The organism is Labrenzia sp. THAF187b, assembly GCF_009363375.1.
Taxonomy (GTDB): Bacteria; Pseudomonadota; Alphaproteobacteria; order Rhizobiales; family Stappiaceae; genus Roseibium; species Roseibium algicola.
The window spans coordinates 2,470,516-2,485,263 of the sequence record NZ_CP045344.1; the positions used below are offsets into that span (position 1 = coordinate 2,470,516).

A 14,748-nucleotide genomic window follows, 5' to 3' on the forward strand; every position below is an offset into this window, starting at 1 on the left:
TCCGGTGTTCCGTCCCGTTCCCCAGACCTTTCGCCGTCCTAACCGCAATTTGCTTTAGGTCGCGTTTTTCTCCTTATCGGGGCCTAGACCATGAAGCGGGGCATTGCCTTGAAACGCGACTGGATCCACGGTTGGCTGCTGTTGCTGCCGGCAATGGTATTCCTGTTTGCCTTTACCCACATCCCCGCGGTCACGACGTTCCTGAACAGCTTCTTTTCCACCCCGCGCGGACGTCGCCCGGCCAAGTTCATCGGTCTATCCAATTATGAGCGCATGCTGGATGACCCGGTGTTCTGGAAAGTGCTCTGGAACAACGTCTGGTTCGCCTTTGGCACCATTCCGGTCTCCGTGGGCCTGGCGATCGTCATGGCGCTCTGGGTCAACGACAGGCTGGTTGGCAGAAGCTTCGTGCGCATGGCCTATTTCACGCCGACCGTTCTGCCTCTGATCGCCGTCGCCAACATCTGGATGTTTTTCTACACGCCCGGCTTTGGCCTGGTCGACCAGATCACCGGTGCCCTGTTTGGCTGGCCTGCCAGCAACTATCTCGGCAACCCGGACACCGCGCTCAACGCCATCATCGTGGTCACCGTCTGGAAGGAAGCCGGCTTCTTCATGATCTTTTACCTGGCGGCGCTGCAGGCAATTCCGGTCACGCTGAAGGAGGCCGCGCAGATCGAAGGCGCCGGGCGCTGGACGATTTTCTGGCGGATCACCTTTCCGCTCCTGATGCCGACGACCCTGTTCGTCTGCGTCAACGCGGTCATCAATTCCTTCCGCCTGGTGGACCATATCTTCATTCTGACGGACGGCGGGCCGGACAACGCCTCGGCACTGCTGCTGTTCTACATCTACGAGGTCGCCTTCCGCTTCTGGGAAACCGCCTATGGTGCAACGCTCACTGTCGCTCTTCTGGTGCTTCTGTCGCTGCTTGCCATCGGCCAGTTCTTCTTCTTCGACCGCAAGGTGCATTACAAATGAGCGGCGCCGGCCTTTCCTTCGACAGGGTGCTCAACACCTTCGCTGCCTGGGCATTGGCACTCTTATGGGTGCTGCCGCTGGCCTATGCCATCTGGACCGCGTTTCATCCGGCGGCCTATGAGGCACGGTTCGAGCTTCTTGCACCGCTGACACTCGACAATTTCGCAAAAGCCTGGGATGCGGCGCCCTTCGCCCGCTACTTTCTGAACACCTTTCTGCTGGTGTCGATGATCTTAGCCGGGCAGTTTTTCCTCGGCACGCTGGCTGCCTTTGCCTTCGCAAGGTTCCAGTTTCCCGGGCGCAATATCCTCTTCACGCTTGTCTTGCTGCAGCTTCTGGTGATGCCGGACATCCTGATGGTGGAAAACTATCAGACCATGCGCATGCTCAATCTGGTGGACACCATCCCCGCCATCGCGCTGCCCTACATCGCGTCCGGCTTTGGCATCTTCCTGCTGCGGCAAACCTTCATGACCATCCCGAAGGAACTGGACGAGGCAGCACGCATCGAGGGTGCTTCGGTTCTGGGCGTGTTGTGGCGGGTCTATATTCCGCTCGCAAAGCCGACCTATCTTGCCTACGGCCTCGTTTCCGTCAGTCACCACTGGAACAATTTCCTGTGGCCGCTGATCGTGACCAACTCGGTGGACACCCGCCCGGTTACCGTCGGTCTCAGCATCTTCTCGGCCATCGACAGCGGGGTGGAATGGTCGGTCATCAATGCCGCGACGCTGATGACCTCCGGGCCGCTGCTGATCGCCTTTCTGCTGTTCCAGAGGCAGTTTGTCCAAAGCTTCATGCGCGCCGGCATCAAATAAAATTATTCAGGGAAACAGCAGAAACCGGGGATGAATGACCATCGTCCGGACGGCCAAACCGCTTTGGCAAGGCGCATAGGCCTTTGTGCCACTTTTTAAGGCAAGGGCTTTTATGCTAATGGATTTAAATCCCGGTTTTCTGCGGGGTTTTCGCCTTAAGTTTTTCTGATCCCCGAGCATCGAGGAGCCCCGCCGTGTCACTCAAATTCCTTGCCATTGGCGAATGTATGGTCGAGATGGCACCAACGGGTGAGGGCACCTATGCCATGGGGTTTGCCGGCGATACGCTCAACACCGCCTGGTATGCGCGCAAATGCCTGCCTGCCGACTGGACTGTCGGCTATTACACTGCGGTCGGCCGCGATCAGGTGTCGGAGCAGATGCTTTCTTTCCTGAAAGGATCAGACCTGGAGACGGCTGCCATCCAGAAGCGGGACGACCGGACGGTCGGCCTCTACATGATCCAGCTGAAGGACGGCGAACGCAGCTTCGCATACTGGCGATCGCAATCGGCAGCCCGGTGTCTTGCCGCGGACGGGACACATCTTGCATCTGCGCTTAGTGGTGCGGGGTTGATCTACTTCAGCGGGATTACCCTTGCGATCCTTCCACCGGAAGATCGGGCAAAATTTCTGGACGCACTCAGAACCGCGCGAAAAGCCGGTGCCAAAACGGCGTTCGACCCAAACCTGCGTCCGCGTCTTTGGGAAGACGCGGACACCATGCGGGCAAGTGTTACGGAAGCTGCCGGCTGCTGTGATTTCCTGATGCCGTCCTTCGAGGACGAACTGGCCCATTTCGGTGATGCAACGCCAGACGTCAGCGCCGACCGCTATCTGGCTGCAGGGGCAGGCATGGTTGTGGTCAAGAACGGGCCGGAAGAGGTGATCTGCGCGGATGCCGTTTCCCGGCAGGCTTTCCAGCCAGCGCCGGTTTCCAGCATTGTCGATACGACTGCAGCCGGTGACAGCTTCAATGCCGCGTTTCTTGCGAAATATCTTTCGGGGGGCGACGTCCCGGCAAGCGTTGATGCCGGTGCAAGTCTCGCCGGCAAGGTGATCCAGCACCGTGGTGCCCTCGTTGCCTGTCTCGAAACTGCCTAAGGGTAAGTGCGTATGATTCGACTGGTGATTGATTGCTTCAAGAAGAGGCGTTCAACCCACAAGAGAATATATTGCGATTATTGACAGTATGATTTAGGAGCGGCTCCGAATTCTTTCGCGATTATTTGCCCGTAAATAACTTTATGCGATGAAATTAAGCTTTCATTCGCTCCTTGTCCTTACCCTACGTTCGGTTTTGATCGTTGGCTGAACGGGCCATCTGATGGGGGGTACGAATGTTCTCAGGCATGCGTTTGTCTAAAAAGATTCCGGCGCTGGTTTTGGGCGCCGCTGCGGTGGTTGGCATCGGTGTCGGTGTAGAAAGCTACCTCACGTCTTCTGTGATCGTGAAAGAACTGACGAAGGAACGCCTTCAGACGGCTGCCGAGACTGGCGAAAAGGAAACAGTCGCCTATCTGCAGGCGATCGAACGCGAACTCATTCTGACGGCTGAGCACCCTGGCACAGCAGCCGCTGTCCAGGAGTTCGCCTCCGTCTGGGATTTCTGGAAAATGTACGGCGGCAATCCGCAGGAAGAACTGCAAGCTGCGTATATCACCGGCAACCCGCATCCGACCGGCGAGAAACACAAGCTCGACCGGGCCGAGACCGGGTCGGCTTACGACGAGGTGCACGCCAAGTATCACCCCTGGTTCCGAAAACTGCAGCAGGACCAGGGCTATTACGACGTGTTCCTGTTCGACGCCAAGGGCAACCTCGTCTACACGGTCTTCAAGGAACTGGATTACGCCACGAATTTCGAAAAGGGTGGTGGCCAGTGGGCGGATACCGACCTCGGCGAAGTCTATCGCAAGGCGATGGCGATCACCGCCGAGGACGAAGTCGCCTTTGAGGATTTTGCCGCCTATAAACCGAGCTTCGACGCCCCCGCCAGCTTCATGGCGCACCCCATTCACGTGAATGCAGAAACGGTTGGCGTAGTGGCCTTCCAGATGCCGATCGACAAGATCAATTCCCTCATGAGTAGTGGTCTCGGGCTTGGAGAAACCGGTGAATTGGCTTTGATCGGCGAAGATCGCATGATGCGCAATGACACGCCGCTCACTGCCGACAAGAACGATATTCTGGCTACGGAACTGAGTGGGCCCGTCATCGACAAGGCCTTCGCGGAAGGCAGCGCCTTCGGCATGTCTACCTACTTTGGTGACGAACTGATGGACGTTGAAGCGGAGAAGTTCACCTACCAGGGCAAGAACTTCGCCATCGTCGCCATGCAGCCTTATGCAGAAGCCGTTACCCCGCTGACAGATATGCGCAACCGGATGGTCCTCGCCGGGCTCGCCTTGCTTGCGATTGCCGCTGCCCTTGGCTTCTTTGCAGCTCGCTCCGTAACAAAGCCGATCAACATGGTGGTTTCCGCCATGAACCGGCTTGCCGATGGGGACACGCGCGTAGAGACGGACGGTTCCGAGCGGGGCGACGAGATTGGCGACATGTTCAAGGCTGTGGCGATCTTCAAGGAAAACGCCATTCAGCGCCGTCATCTTGAAGACCAGGCCCGCAACGAACGTGACAGGGAACGCCAGCGCCAGGCTTTCCTGGAAGGGGTGATCACGGACTTCAAGTCGATCATGACTGATCGCCTGGCAACCGTGTCCGACCAGATGGAACGGATGCGGGGGGCAGCTTCAACGCTGGAAGACCTTGCAACCAATGCCAAGTCTGAATCCGATCAGGCAGGCCACGCCTCCATCAGCGCTTCTGAAAACGTCGCCGCCGTTGCCGCCGCAACAGAAGAAATGACGGCCACGGTTCAGGAAATCGCGAATCAGACCGAAGCCACCACCCGCATCGTTCTGGAGACCGTGGAAGCGGCGGAACAGACCAACCGCAACGTTCAGACGCTGTCGGAAGCTGCCGAACATATCGGCAGCGTGGTCAATCTCATTCGCGATATCGCAGAGCAGACAAACCTTCTGGCGCTCAATGCCACCATCGAGGCTGCCCGTGCGGGTGAAGCCGGTCGCGGTTTTGCGGTCGTGGCATCGGAAGTCAAACAGCTTGCAGAGCAGACCTCCAAGGCGACGGACGAGATCTCCGGCCGGATTTCAGGAATCCAGTCCTCGGTTCGCGATGCAGCGGGTGCCATCGAGCACATTGCCGAGAAGGTGTCCGACATCAAGAACCTGACCAGTTCCGTGGCAGGGGCTATCGAGGAACAGCGGGCGGCAAACCAGGAAATCGCGCGCTCGGCTCGTTCTGCCAGCGACAGCACAGGCAATGCAGCCAGCAGCATGTCGTCTGTTTCCGGTGCAGTTGAACAAACGTCGACGGAAGCCGGATCGGTCAACACCGCGTCCGACCTGGTTTCGGAGGCAAGCGACAGCCTTGCCCGCGAGGTCGAGAAGTTCCTGGCGGACGTCACGAAGGACGTCGAGGACCGGAGACGTTCGGTGCGCAAGGCGATATCCGAGGATGTTGCCATTACCTTCGCGGACGGTCGCAAGCGCACCGCGCAGCTGATCGACGTCAGTGTCACCGGTGCGCAGATCCTGGATATGACCGACCTGCCGATTGGCGAGCGCATGACGCTGGAATTCCTGGATGGCACCGTGCTGCAAGGCAAGGTCGTGCGCCAGACAGGAGCAGGCTGCGGCGTCGAATTCGCCGAACAGCTAGCAGAGAGCCACATTCTCATCGCCGCCTAAGACGGCAATCTCAGGAAACGAAAAGGGCGCCTTTTGGCGCCCTTTTTTGTTGACGAAAGCCTTGGTTCACCGATCCGATCCGTTGCGTCTGGGATGAAGGGTGAGGGGAAAATGAAAGGTGCCGTTGGCGGCCTCTTTTCAAGAAAGACCTCTCCGTCGTCATCCCGGCCAAGCGCAGCGCGAGCCGGGACCGGGGAACCTCCGAGCCCGCTGCCATTTCTGTTGGCACCAGATGGAAAGGCCCTGGCGCCCCGATCCCGGATCTTCGCTTCGCTGCGTCCGGGATGACGGATGAGGGGGAAAGGAACGGTGCTGTTGGCGCCTTTCCCTGTCCTCATCATGCACGACCCTCATCCTGAGGAGGGCCAAAGGCCCGTCTTGAAGGATGGGCCACTTGCTCAGTCTCAGCTGCTTGAGCCTATCCAGCGTCCCGTTGGGCGATCCAGTCGTGATCCGGATGGTTCTGGAAGCGCCACTTGCGCATCGGGCCGGCCATGACGTTCAGATAATACATCTCGTAGCCGTAGGGTGCGCCGCAGGGGTGATGGCCCTTGGGAACCAGCACCACGTCGCCATCGGCCACAGCCATCGTCTCGTCCAGCTCGCCGTCCTCGGTGAAAACGCGCTGGAACCCGAAACCCTGTTTCGGGTTCAGGCGGTGGTAGTAGGTCTCTTCCAGATAGGTCATGTCCGGAAAATTGTCTTCGTCGTGCCGATGCGGCGGGTAGGACGACCAGTTGCCCTGGGGTGTGAACACTTCCGTCACCAGCAGGCTGTCGGCGATATCGCTTTCTTCCATCGCAATCGGGTGGATATAGCGGGTGTTTGCACCCTTGCCACGTTCCACCTGGCCGATGTCCGTGATCACACGGGCCTTGTAGTTGCCCTTGCCGGGGGCGGTGCAGACCGCCAGAACGCAGTCGGTTGTTGCCGTTGCGGACCAGCTGCTGCCGTTGGGCACATAGACGCAGTGCGGCTTCTTGCGCTCGAAAACGCTCATCCGGTCGCCCAGCTCACCAAAGCTTTCATCTCCAGCGGAAATCGACGCCTTGCCTTCAACCAGGACAAGGATGACTTCCTTGTCACCGGTTTCTTCCGAGGCCGACTGTCCCGCTTCCAGATGATACAGGCCGAAGCCGACATAGCCCCACCTGGCGCTTTCAGGCGTGATGTCGTGCACCTTGCCGGAGGTGCCGGACGGTTTGACGAGAAGATGGCTCATGTCAAATCCACTTCCTTTGCGAGTTGCTTGAGGGTCTTGAGGCCGAGGCTCTGATACTGGAACGGATTGCGGACTTCCGGGTCCTGCTCTGCCTCGATAACGATCCAGCCTTCGTAGCCGGTGTCCTTCAGGATCTGGAGAAGAGGTTTGAAATCAACGCCGCCTTCCTCGTCACCCGGTACGGTGAAGACGCCGGCACGGACGCCGTCCATGAAGGACTTCTTGTCTTCGCGGATATCCTTCATCACGGCAGGCCGAACGTTCTTGGCATGGAAATGCTTCACGCGGGCAGCGTGTTTTTCCAGAACCGGCGCCGGATCCTGACCATTGCTGCCGAAATAGCAATGACCGGCATCGAACAGCAACTTGGTCGCCGGGCCGGTGGCATCCATGAAAGCGTCGATTTCCGCCGGTGTCTCGACCACAGTGCCCATGTGGTGGTGGTAGACAAGGTCGATGCCCTGGCTTGCGCAGAAGGCGGCAAGTTCCTCGATCTTGGCGCCGAAGGCTTTCATCTCTTCTGCGGTCAGGACCGGGCTGGTGTTGATGTCGACCTGGGAACCCTGAATGGTGTTGGAGGTCTCGCAGGCAATGCAGACCTTGCAGCCATTGTGCTTCAGCTTGTCCAGATGCGGCTGAATGGCCTTCTTTTCGGCCTCGACCGACTGGGCAAGCAGGTTGAGCGAGTACCAGCCGGAAATGAACTTGAGGCCATGGCCGCCCAGAAGCTGTTTCAGCTCTTCCGGATCGTTCGGCCAGCGGTGGCCGTTCTCGATACCGTCGAAGCCGATTTCGGAAGCTTCCGACAGGATTTGCTCGGTCGGAATATGTGCGCCAAGGGTCTGGTCGTCATCATTGGCCCAGGCGATCGGGTTGGTGCCGTAAAGGATCATGGCTGTTGTCCTGTAACGCATCGGAGCGTTGGAGTTGATCGTAACTTTCGAACCTCATCCTGAGGAAGCGCTTCAGCGCTGTCTCGAAGGATGGGCCACTTGTTCGGAATTGCCGCCCATCCTTCGAGACGGACCTGATGGTCCTCCTCAGGATGAGGTCTTGAGAGAGGAAATCGGTGTGCTGCGGTGCCTCTCCCTCAATCGACCAGGTTCTGGTGCTTCAGCGCGTCGACATAGCCCTCACGGGCCTTGTTGACTTCGGTCCGTTCGGAGACCTCCGGCACGGCGACGTCCCACCAGTGACCGCCACCGTTCTCGCCCGGCCCGTGCATCGGGTCCGTGTCGATGACGATCACCGCCGGAATGGCCCGGTCCTTTGCGGCGAGGATCTGCGCTTCCAGATCGGCGATGTCCTTCGCCTTTACCGCGTGGGCGCCCATGGCGGCCGCGTGGGCAACGAAGTCGATGTCCGGCTGCGCCTCGACGTTGCAGTTTTGATAGAGGTTGTTGAACTGGTTGCCACCGGTGCCCATTTGCAGCCGGTTGATGCAGCCGTAGCCGCGGTTGTCGGTGAGCACCACCGTGAACGGCACCCGCCGCATGACGGCGGTCGCCAGTTCCGAGTTGGCCATCATGTAGGATCCGTCACCGACGAAGCAGACGACATCCCGCTCCGGCTGCGCCAGCTTGATGCCCATGGCACCGGCAATCTCGTAGCCCATGCAGGAATAGCCGTATTCCATGTGATAGCCGCCCTGCGGCGCCTGCCACAGAAGCTTCAGGGCGCCCGGCATGGTGCCGGCCGCGCACATGGCGATGGTTTTTTCCGAAGACGCCCGCTGCACCGCGCCGATAACCTCGGCGTCGAGCGGCAGGTAGCCTTCGGGCACATCGGTCCGTGCACTGCAGTGGGCATCGACCTTGGCCAGCCAGTCGACACGGGACTGCGGATTGAAGGCCGATTTTGTCTCCGCGCCGAGTGCAGCTGAGATCTTCTCCAGAGACACCTTCGCATCGCCGATGACACCGACGGCGCCATGCTTCAGGGCGTCGTAGCCCTGAACGTTGATGGAGACGAGCTTGCGGCCGGGTTTCTTGAAGAGCGCCCAGGAGCCGGTGGTGAAGTCCTGGAAGCGGGTGCCGATACCGATCACGAGATCCGCGCTTTCGGCAATCTCGTTGGCGCAGGCCGAGCCGTCGACCCCGGCGGTGCCGAAGTTCATCGGATGAGACTGCGCCAGCGCCGACTTGCCCGCCTGGGTCTCGATCACCGGAATGCCATGCCTGGTCGCAAACGCGCCAAGAGTATCTTCAGCCTGCGAATAGACAACGCCGCCGCCGCAGACCAGAACCGGGTTCTTCGCGGATTTGATGAGGGCGACAACATCGGCGATGTCCCGGCTGTCCGGTTCCGGGCGTCGGATGCGCCAGACCTTCGGCTCGAAGAAGCTTGCCGGATAATCGAAGGCTTCTGCCTGCGTGTCCTGGCAGAAGGCCAGGGTCACCGGGCCGCAGTTGACCGGGTCGGTCATCACGCGGAAGGCGCGCGGCAGGGCCGTCAGCAGGTGTTCCGGGCGGCTGATGCGGTCGAAGTAGCGCGATACCGGGCGGAAGCAGTCATTGGCCGAAACCGTGCCGTCGTCGAAATCCTCGACCTGCTGCAGCACCGGGTCGGGTGCGCGGTTGGCAAAGACATCGCCGGGGATCAGCAGCACCGGCAGGCGGTTGACATGGGCAAGGGCTGCGGCGGTCACCATGTTGGTGGCGCCGGGGCCGATCGACGAGGTGACCGCCATCGCCCGTGTGCGCTTCTTGGCCTTGGCATAGGCGATAGCTGTGTGGGCCATGGTCTGTTCGTTCTGGCCGCGCCAGGTCGGCAGGGCGTTGCCGGCCTGCTCCAGCGCTTCGCCCAGACCGGCAACATTGCCGTGGCCGAAGATCGCCCAGATGCCGTCGATGAAACGCTCACCGTCCTCGGTCATCTGCGCGGAGATATACCGCACCATGGCCTGCGCGGCAGTAAGGCGGATTGTGCCGGTCATGCGGGAATTCCTTGAGGTTCGTTGACGCGTGCCTGCGCGCGGGCATCATCCCAGATGCGACACAGGCTGTCGAAGCGGGTCAGCATGTCGGCGACGGCAGCCTCGTCTGTCAATTCGCCGGCGAGCCATTTGCGCGCTGCGTCCGCGAAAATAGTCCGGCCGACGGCAAAGCCCTTGACCAGCGGGAAACGGGCGGCTTCCGCAAAGCTTGCGGCCAGCTCTTCCACCGGCGCATCGAGGCCGAGCACCACGATGCCGCGGGTATAAGGATCGTTTTCGGTGATAGCGGCACAGGCTTTTGCCCAGGCCTCGGTGGACGTCATCGGTTCCAGCTTCCACCAGTCCGGATAGATGCCGATCTCGTAGCAGCGCCGGATAATGTCGGCGGTGGTGTCGCTATCTACCGGGCCGACCTTGGAGGGGATGACCTCCAGCAGCATTTCCAGCCGGTTGCGGCGGCAGGCGGCAAACAGTCGCTTCAGGACATCTTCCTGCTCGGCCTTCATCGCGTCGGTGTCGTGCGGATGATAGAAGCACAACACCTTGACCACATGCTCTGTCGGCCATTCGGCCAGGCCGCCGAAATCCGGACCGATTTCCGGTTCCAGTGTCAGTGGCCGGGAGGTAGGCCACTCCACCGGATGACCGATCCAAAGCCCGGTTCCGGCGGCCCGATAAAGCGCCTCACGGCCATGTCGGCTGTCGCACAGAATGCCATAGCCCGGCTGGCCGTCCGCGACCGAAAGAGCCGCGTCGAGGCAGAGTTTCTTGAACGATCCGATCCGCTCGTGATCGGCATTGGCCGTATCGGCCATCTGTTCGAGCTGAATACGGTGGTCGAAGGCAAAGACACGCATGGTCGACCAGTCGCCGCCGTGCAGCCGGTGCCGGTTTGTGGACCAGTGGATCTGTTCCAGTTCCGGGTCCTTGCGCAGGGCCTTGTCCTTCACGCCCCGTTTCAGGAAGAACTGCAGCTCTTCCCAGCTCGGATACGCCGGCGTGCAGCCGTGCCGGGAGACGGCAAACGCGCCGCAGGCGTTGGCATAGGTCAGGGCCGTGACCCAGTCTTCTCCGGTGATCCAGCCTTTCAGCAGCCCGGACATGAAGCCGTCGCCGGCCCCCAGCACATTGAACACCTCGATCGGAAATCCGGGACCGGAAATGCCCTCGTCGAGGCTGTCGGGGATCGCGCCTTCGAAGGCGGTTGCCCCCATCGGCCCGCGCTTGCAGACCAGCGTCGCACCCGACACCTTTCGCACGTTGCGCAGTGCCTCGACCGTGTCGGTGGTTCCACCGGCAATGTGGAACTCCTCTTCCGTACCCACGATCAGGTCGAAGAGATGCAGCGTCGACTGCAGCTTGGCCGTCACCTTGTCGGAGGCTATGAAGCGGTTCTCGCCGTCGCCGTGGCCTGACAGGCCCCAGAGGTTGGGGCGGTAGTCGATGTCGAGCGCGGTACGGCTGCCGTTTTCGCGGGCAAGCCTCAATGCCTTCAGAACGGCAGCTTCCGTCTGCGGATGGCTGAGGTGTGTGCCCGTGGCGACCACGGCCTTGGCGGAGGCAATGAATGCAGGATCGATGTCACCTTCGCCAAGAGCCATGTCGGCGCAGTTCTCGCGGTAGAAGATCAGCGGGAACTGTTCCTGGTCGCGGATGCCGAGCAGCACAAGCGCGGTGAGCCGCTCCCTGTCGGTGATCACGCCTTGTGTGTCGACACCGTGCCGTTCCAGTTCCTCGCGGATGAAACGGCCCATGTGTTCGTCACCGACGCGGGTGATCAGCGCGGATTTCAGGCCGAGCCGAGCCGTGCCGCAGGCCATGTTGGTGGGCGAGCCGCCGATATACTTGTTGAAGGACGCCATGTCCTCCAGACGGCCGCCAGCCTGGGCTCCGTAGAGGTCGACCGACGAGCGGCCTATCGTGATGACATCGAGTTTCTTCACGTGCACATTCCGTTTTTGATTCAGCCCGTCAGATGGTGCCGCCGAGGGAACCTTCCAGTTCCGCCAGTTCCTGGCCACCGGCCATCAGGTCCTGAAGTTCTTCCGCTTTTATGTCTCCGCGCTCTGCGGTGCCAAGCGTCTTGCCGCGGTTGAGCACCGTGAACCTGTCGCCCACGGCCATGGCATGGCGCACGTTGTGGGTGATGAAGACAACGCCGATGCCTTTTTGGCGGACCTTGTCGATCGTCGCCAGCACGTTGGAGGTCTGACGCACACCCAGGGCAGATGTGGGCTCGTCGAGGATCAGCACCTTGGCTCCGAAGAAGACGGCGCGCGAGATGGCGACCGTCTGGCGTTCACCGCCCGACAATGTGCCGACCGCCTGGTCGGGCGAGCGCAGGTGAATGCCCATCTTGGACATCTCTGTCATGGTGACTTCGTTGGCTTCGGAAAAATCGAAGAACTTGAACGGGCCGAAGCGCCTTTGCGGTTCGCGGCCCATCCAGAAGTTCCGGGTGACCGACATCAGCGGGATCATCGCCAGGTCCTGGTAGACGGTCGCGATGCCGGCTTCCATGGCGTCCCGCGGGCTGTTGAAGCTGACTTCCTTGCCTTCCATCAGGATCTTGCCCTTGGTCGGCTTGTGGACGCCGGACATGGTCTTGATGAAGGTGGACTTGCCCGCGCCGTTGTCGCCCAGAAGGCAGTGGCATTCACCGGCCTTGACGGAAACGGAGACACCATTGAGGGCGATCACCGGGCCGAAGTGTTTTTCGATATCGACGAGTTCGATGAGGTTGTCGGACATCTTAGCGTTCCCCCGTGATCATGCGGCGGATGTAGGTGTTGAGGATCACGGCGAGCAGCAGGATAACGCCGAGGAAAACCCGGAAGAGCGAGCTTTCGACCCCGGCGAAGAAGAGGCCTTGCTGAACGACGCCGAAGATCAGTGCGCCAAGCGCCGCGCCTACCACCGAACCGTAGCCGCCGGTGAGAAGTGCGCCGCCGATCACCACGGAAATGATGGCTTCGAATTCCTTCAGGAGGCCGCGGTCGGCTGCAGCCGAGCCGAATTCCATCACCTGACAGGTGGCGAAAATTGTGGCGCAGAAGGCGGAGAACATGAACATCAGGATCTTGACCCGGTTCACGGGCACGCCGACGTAGCGGGCAGCCTGGGCGTCGCCGCCGGCGGCGAAGATCCAGTTGCCGAAGCGGGTGCGGGTGAGCAGGACATGGCCGAACACGATCAGGATGATCGCCCAGATCATCAGCATCGGAATGCCTTCGACCACCGGCAGTCCTGCTTTCGGGCCGGCAACGAACTTGCCGACAATGCCGAGATCGGCCAGCCAGACAAAGAGGCCGGAAAAGACCTTGCCGCCGAAAAGCCAGGCGATCGGGTCACCTTCCGCCGCTTCACGCACGCCGCCGATGATGGTCTTGCGGGTGGTGGCGATGGAAATGAAGATCGTCAGACCGCGCAGAATGTAGAGAAAGGCGAGGGTGACGATGAAGGAGGGCAGGCCGGTCTTGATGACCAGGTATCCGTTGAGCCCGCCGATGGCCAGCGCCATGGCAAATGCGACCAGGATACCGAACCACGCGGGGAACCCCCACTGAACAGTGAAGAGCGCGATGATGACGCCGGAGAAGCCGATCATCGAGCCGACGGAGAGGTCGAATTCGCCTGCGATCATCAAAAGGCAGGCGCCGACGGCGATGATGGCGAACTGGGCAGAGACTGTGCCCCAGTTGATGATGCCTTCCGGGGCAAACATGCCGCTGTCGCTGGCGATGCCGAGGAAGAACATGAATACGAGAATGGTGCCGCAGATCGCGCCCAGCTCCGGGCGGATCAGGGCTTTGCGCATGGGCGACATTTCGCGGATGCGCTCGTCTTTCTGAGGGGCGGCTGCCGATTTTGTCTCAGCCATAGGTCTCCTCCTGCGTGCCGGGGTGGCCGGCCGCGTCCAGTATGCGGCCCGGCCGCAGAACAGTGTTCTGGAATTCAGCGCTTACCCTTCGGGGTGCGCGAGCGTGTCAGTTGCAAGGGAGAGGCGGAAGGCCGCCTCTCCACAAGGCCGCGTTTGGCGGCCCTTCAGCTTAGCGGTATTCGCCGGCGTACTTTTCCACCAGGGCAATGTTGCCCTTGGTCACGAAACCCGGGCCGGAGTTGATGGAGTTGCCCGGAACCACGCCGTAACGAGCCAGGTTCGTCAGGATGACGACCGGCAGGTAGCCTTGCAGGTAAGGCTGCTGGTCGATGGCAAAGGCAATCACGTCGCCCTTGATGGCTTCAGCAATTTCGCCGGAAAGGTCGAAGGTGCCGAAGTGGATGGTGCCGGACTTGCCCATGTCTTCCAGCGCAGCCAGCGTCGGATGTGCAGAGGTCGGGCCGAGGGTCAGGACGCCATTGGTGTCCGGGTTGCCCTGCAGGTAGGCCATGACCTTGGACTTGATTTCAGCCGGGTCCTGGCCGCTGTCGATCATCTGGCCACCCAGTTCGACGCCCAGTGCATCAGCATAGCCCTGGCAACGTTCAACCGAAGCCGGGTTGGTGATGTAGTGGTTCACACAAAGGAAGCTGGTGACGCCGGCCGCCTTGGCCTTTTCGCCTGCACCCTTGCCGGCATCGTATTCCGGCTGGCCGACATGCATCAGAGCGCCGATTTTCTTGGACTGCTCTTCAGTGCCGGAGTTGATGGTGATGACCGGAATGCCCTTGGCAACCGCGTTGGACAGCGGGCCGCTCAGAACGTCATAGTCGGCGATCGTCGCGATGATGCCGTTCGGGTTGGACGCAGCAGCCTGTTCGATGATGCGAGCCATGTCGGCAAGATCACCTGTCGGCGGGTTGCGGTATTCCACTTCAACGCCCATCTGGCCACCGGCAACGGTGATGGCGTTCTTGATCGTGTTCCACCAGCTGTCGCTGTCCGGAGCATGGCTGACCAGAACGAAACGTTCGCCTTCAGCGGAGGCCGGAGCGGCAAGGCCGGTAAAGGCAACGGCGGCAGCCGCCATTGCAATAAGTGTCTTCTTCATGGTGTTCCTCCCAGAACGTGGACCGCGGG

General features: G+C 60.7%; 11 protein-coding genes. 4 read left to right on the top strand and 7 right to left on the bottom strand.

Features of this window, described 5'->3' with window-relative positions; all coding sequences use genetic code 11:
- The first annotated feature begins 90 nt into the window (after positions 1-90).
- The 4 genes from FIV03_RS11345 to FIV03_RS11360 all read left to right on the top strand — a co-directional run bounded on the left by FIV03_RS11345 (position 91) and on the right by FIV03_RS11360 (position 5,571).
- A complete protein-coding gene (locus FIV03_RS11345) occupies positions 91-981 on the top strand; it encodes a sugar ABC transporter permease (RefSeq protein WP_077291824.1) in 891 nt (296 codons plus the stop codon).
- Entirely contained in the window at positions 978-1,799 is an 822-nt protein-coding gene (locus FIV03_RS11350) for a carbohydrate ABC transporter permease (protein ID WP_152509610.1), read from the top strand. Before FIV03_RS11345 ends, FIV03_RS11350 begins: the two co-directional genes overlap by 4 nt.
- Positions 1,800-1,993: 194 nt before the next feature.
- The gene (locus FIV03_RS11355; protein WP_152509611.1) at positions 1,994-2,902 is read left to right on the top strand and encodes a sugar kinase; all 909 of its coding nucleotides are present in this window, start codon (positions 1,994-1,996) and stop codon (positions 2,900-2,902) included.
- 248 nt (positions 2,903-3,150) lie between these two features.
- Positions 3,151-5,571, top strand: a complete 2,421-nt coding sequence (locus FIV03_RS11360; protein ID WP_209009943.1) for a methyl-accepting chemotaxis protein — start codon at positions 3,151-3,153, stop codon at positions 5,569-5,571.
- Between the two features lie 418 nt (positions 5,572-5,989).
- On the opposite strand, the gene iolB is transcribed toward FIV03_RS11360, so the two are convergent.
- The 7 genes from iolB to FIV03_RS11395 form a co-directional block, all read right to left on the bottom strand.
- Positions 5,990-6,793 carry a 5-deoxy-glucuronate isomerase gene (gene iolB, locus FIV03_RS11365; protein ID WP_075284837.1) on the bottom strand — a complete coding sequence of 268 codons (804 nt, stop codon included), beginning with the start codon at positions 6,791-6,793 and terminating at the stop codon, positions 5,990-5,992.
- Positions 6,790-7,686, bottom strand: a complete 897-nt coding sequence (gene iolE, locus FIV03_RS11370; protein WP_152509613.1) for a myo-inosose-2 dehydratase — start codon at positions 7,684-7,686, stop codon at positions 6,790-6,792. Before iolE ends, iolB begins: the two co-directional genes overlap by 4 nt.
- 197 nt (positions 7,687-7,883) lie before the next feature.
- Positions 7,884-9,728, bottom strand: coding sequence for a 3D-(3,5/4)-trihydroxycyclohexane-1,2-dione acylhydrolase (decyclizing) (iolD, locus tag FIV03_RS11375; RefSeq protein WP_152509614.1), 1,845 nt, complete (start codon positions 9,726-9,728; stop codon positions 7,884-7,886).
- The gene (gene iolC, locus FIV03_RS11380; RefSeq protein ID WP_152509615.1) at positions 9,725-11,671 is read right to left on the bottom strand and encodes a 5-dehydro-2-deoxygluconokinase; all 1,947 of its coding nucleotides are present in this window, start codon (positions 11,669-11,671) and stop codon (positions 9,725-9,727) included. The genes iolD and iolC overlap by 4 nt, the downstream gene beginning before the upstream one ends.
- A 28-nt stretch (positions 11,672-11,699) precedes the next feature.
- A complete protein-coding gene (locus FIV03_RS11385) occupies positions 11,700-12,479 on the bottom strand; it encodes an ATP-binding cassette domain-containing protein (protein ID WP_152509616.1) in 780 nt (259 codons plus the stop codon).
- Between the two features lies 1 nt (position 12,480).
- Complete coding sequence (locus tag FIV03_RS11390) at positions 12,481-13,608, bottom strand: ABC transporter permease (protein WP_152509617.1); 1,128 nt, start codon at positions 13,606-13,608, stop codon at positions 12,481-12,483.
- Positions 13,609-13,777: 169 nt separating this feature from the next.
- Entirely contained in the window at positions 13,778-14,719 is a 942-nt protein-coding gene (locus FIV03_RS11395) for a sugar ABC transporter substrate-binding protein (RefSeq protein WP_152509618.1), read from the bottom strand.
- Positions 14,720-14,748 lie beyond the last annotated feature (29 nt).

Coding starts and splice junctions, on each gene's coding strand:
- iolE (WP_152509613.1), bottom strand. CDS start 7,686: ATGATCCTTTACGGCACCAACCCGATCGCCTGGGCCAATGATGACGAC.
- iolB (WP_075284837.1), bottom strand. CDS start 6,793: ATGAGCCATCTTCTCGTCAAACCGTCCGGCACCTCCGGCAAGGTGCAC.
- FIV03_RS11345 (WP_077291824.1), top strand. CDS start 91: ATGAAGCGGGGCATTGCCTTGAAACGCGACTGGATCCACGGTTGGCTG.
- FIV03_RS11360 (WP_209009943.1), top strand. CDS start 3,151: ATGCGTTTGTCTAAAAAGATTCCGGCGCTGGTTTTGGGCGCCGCTGCG.
- iolD (WP_152509614.1), bottom strand. CDS start 9,728: ATGACCGGCACAATCCGCCTTACTGCCGCGCAGGCCATGGTGCGGTAT.
- FIV03_RS11385 (WP_152509616.1), bottom strand. CDS start 12,479: ATGTCCGACAACCTCATCGAACTCGTCGATATCGAAAAACACTTCGGC.
- FIV03_RS11350 (WP_152509610.1), top strand. CDS start 978: ATGAGCGGCGCCGGCCTTTCCTTCGACAGGGTGCTCAACACCTTCGCT.
- FIV03_RS11390 (WP_152509617.1), bottom strand. CDS start 13,608: ATGGCTGAGACAAAATCGGCAGCCGCCCCTCAGAAAGACGAGCGCATC.
- FIV03_RS11395 (WP_152509618.1), bottom strand. CDS start 14,719: ATGAAGAAGACACTTATTGCAATGGCGGCTGCCGCCGTTGCCTTTACC.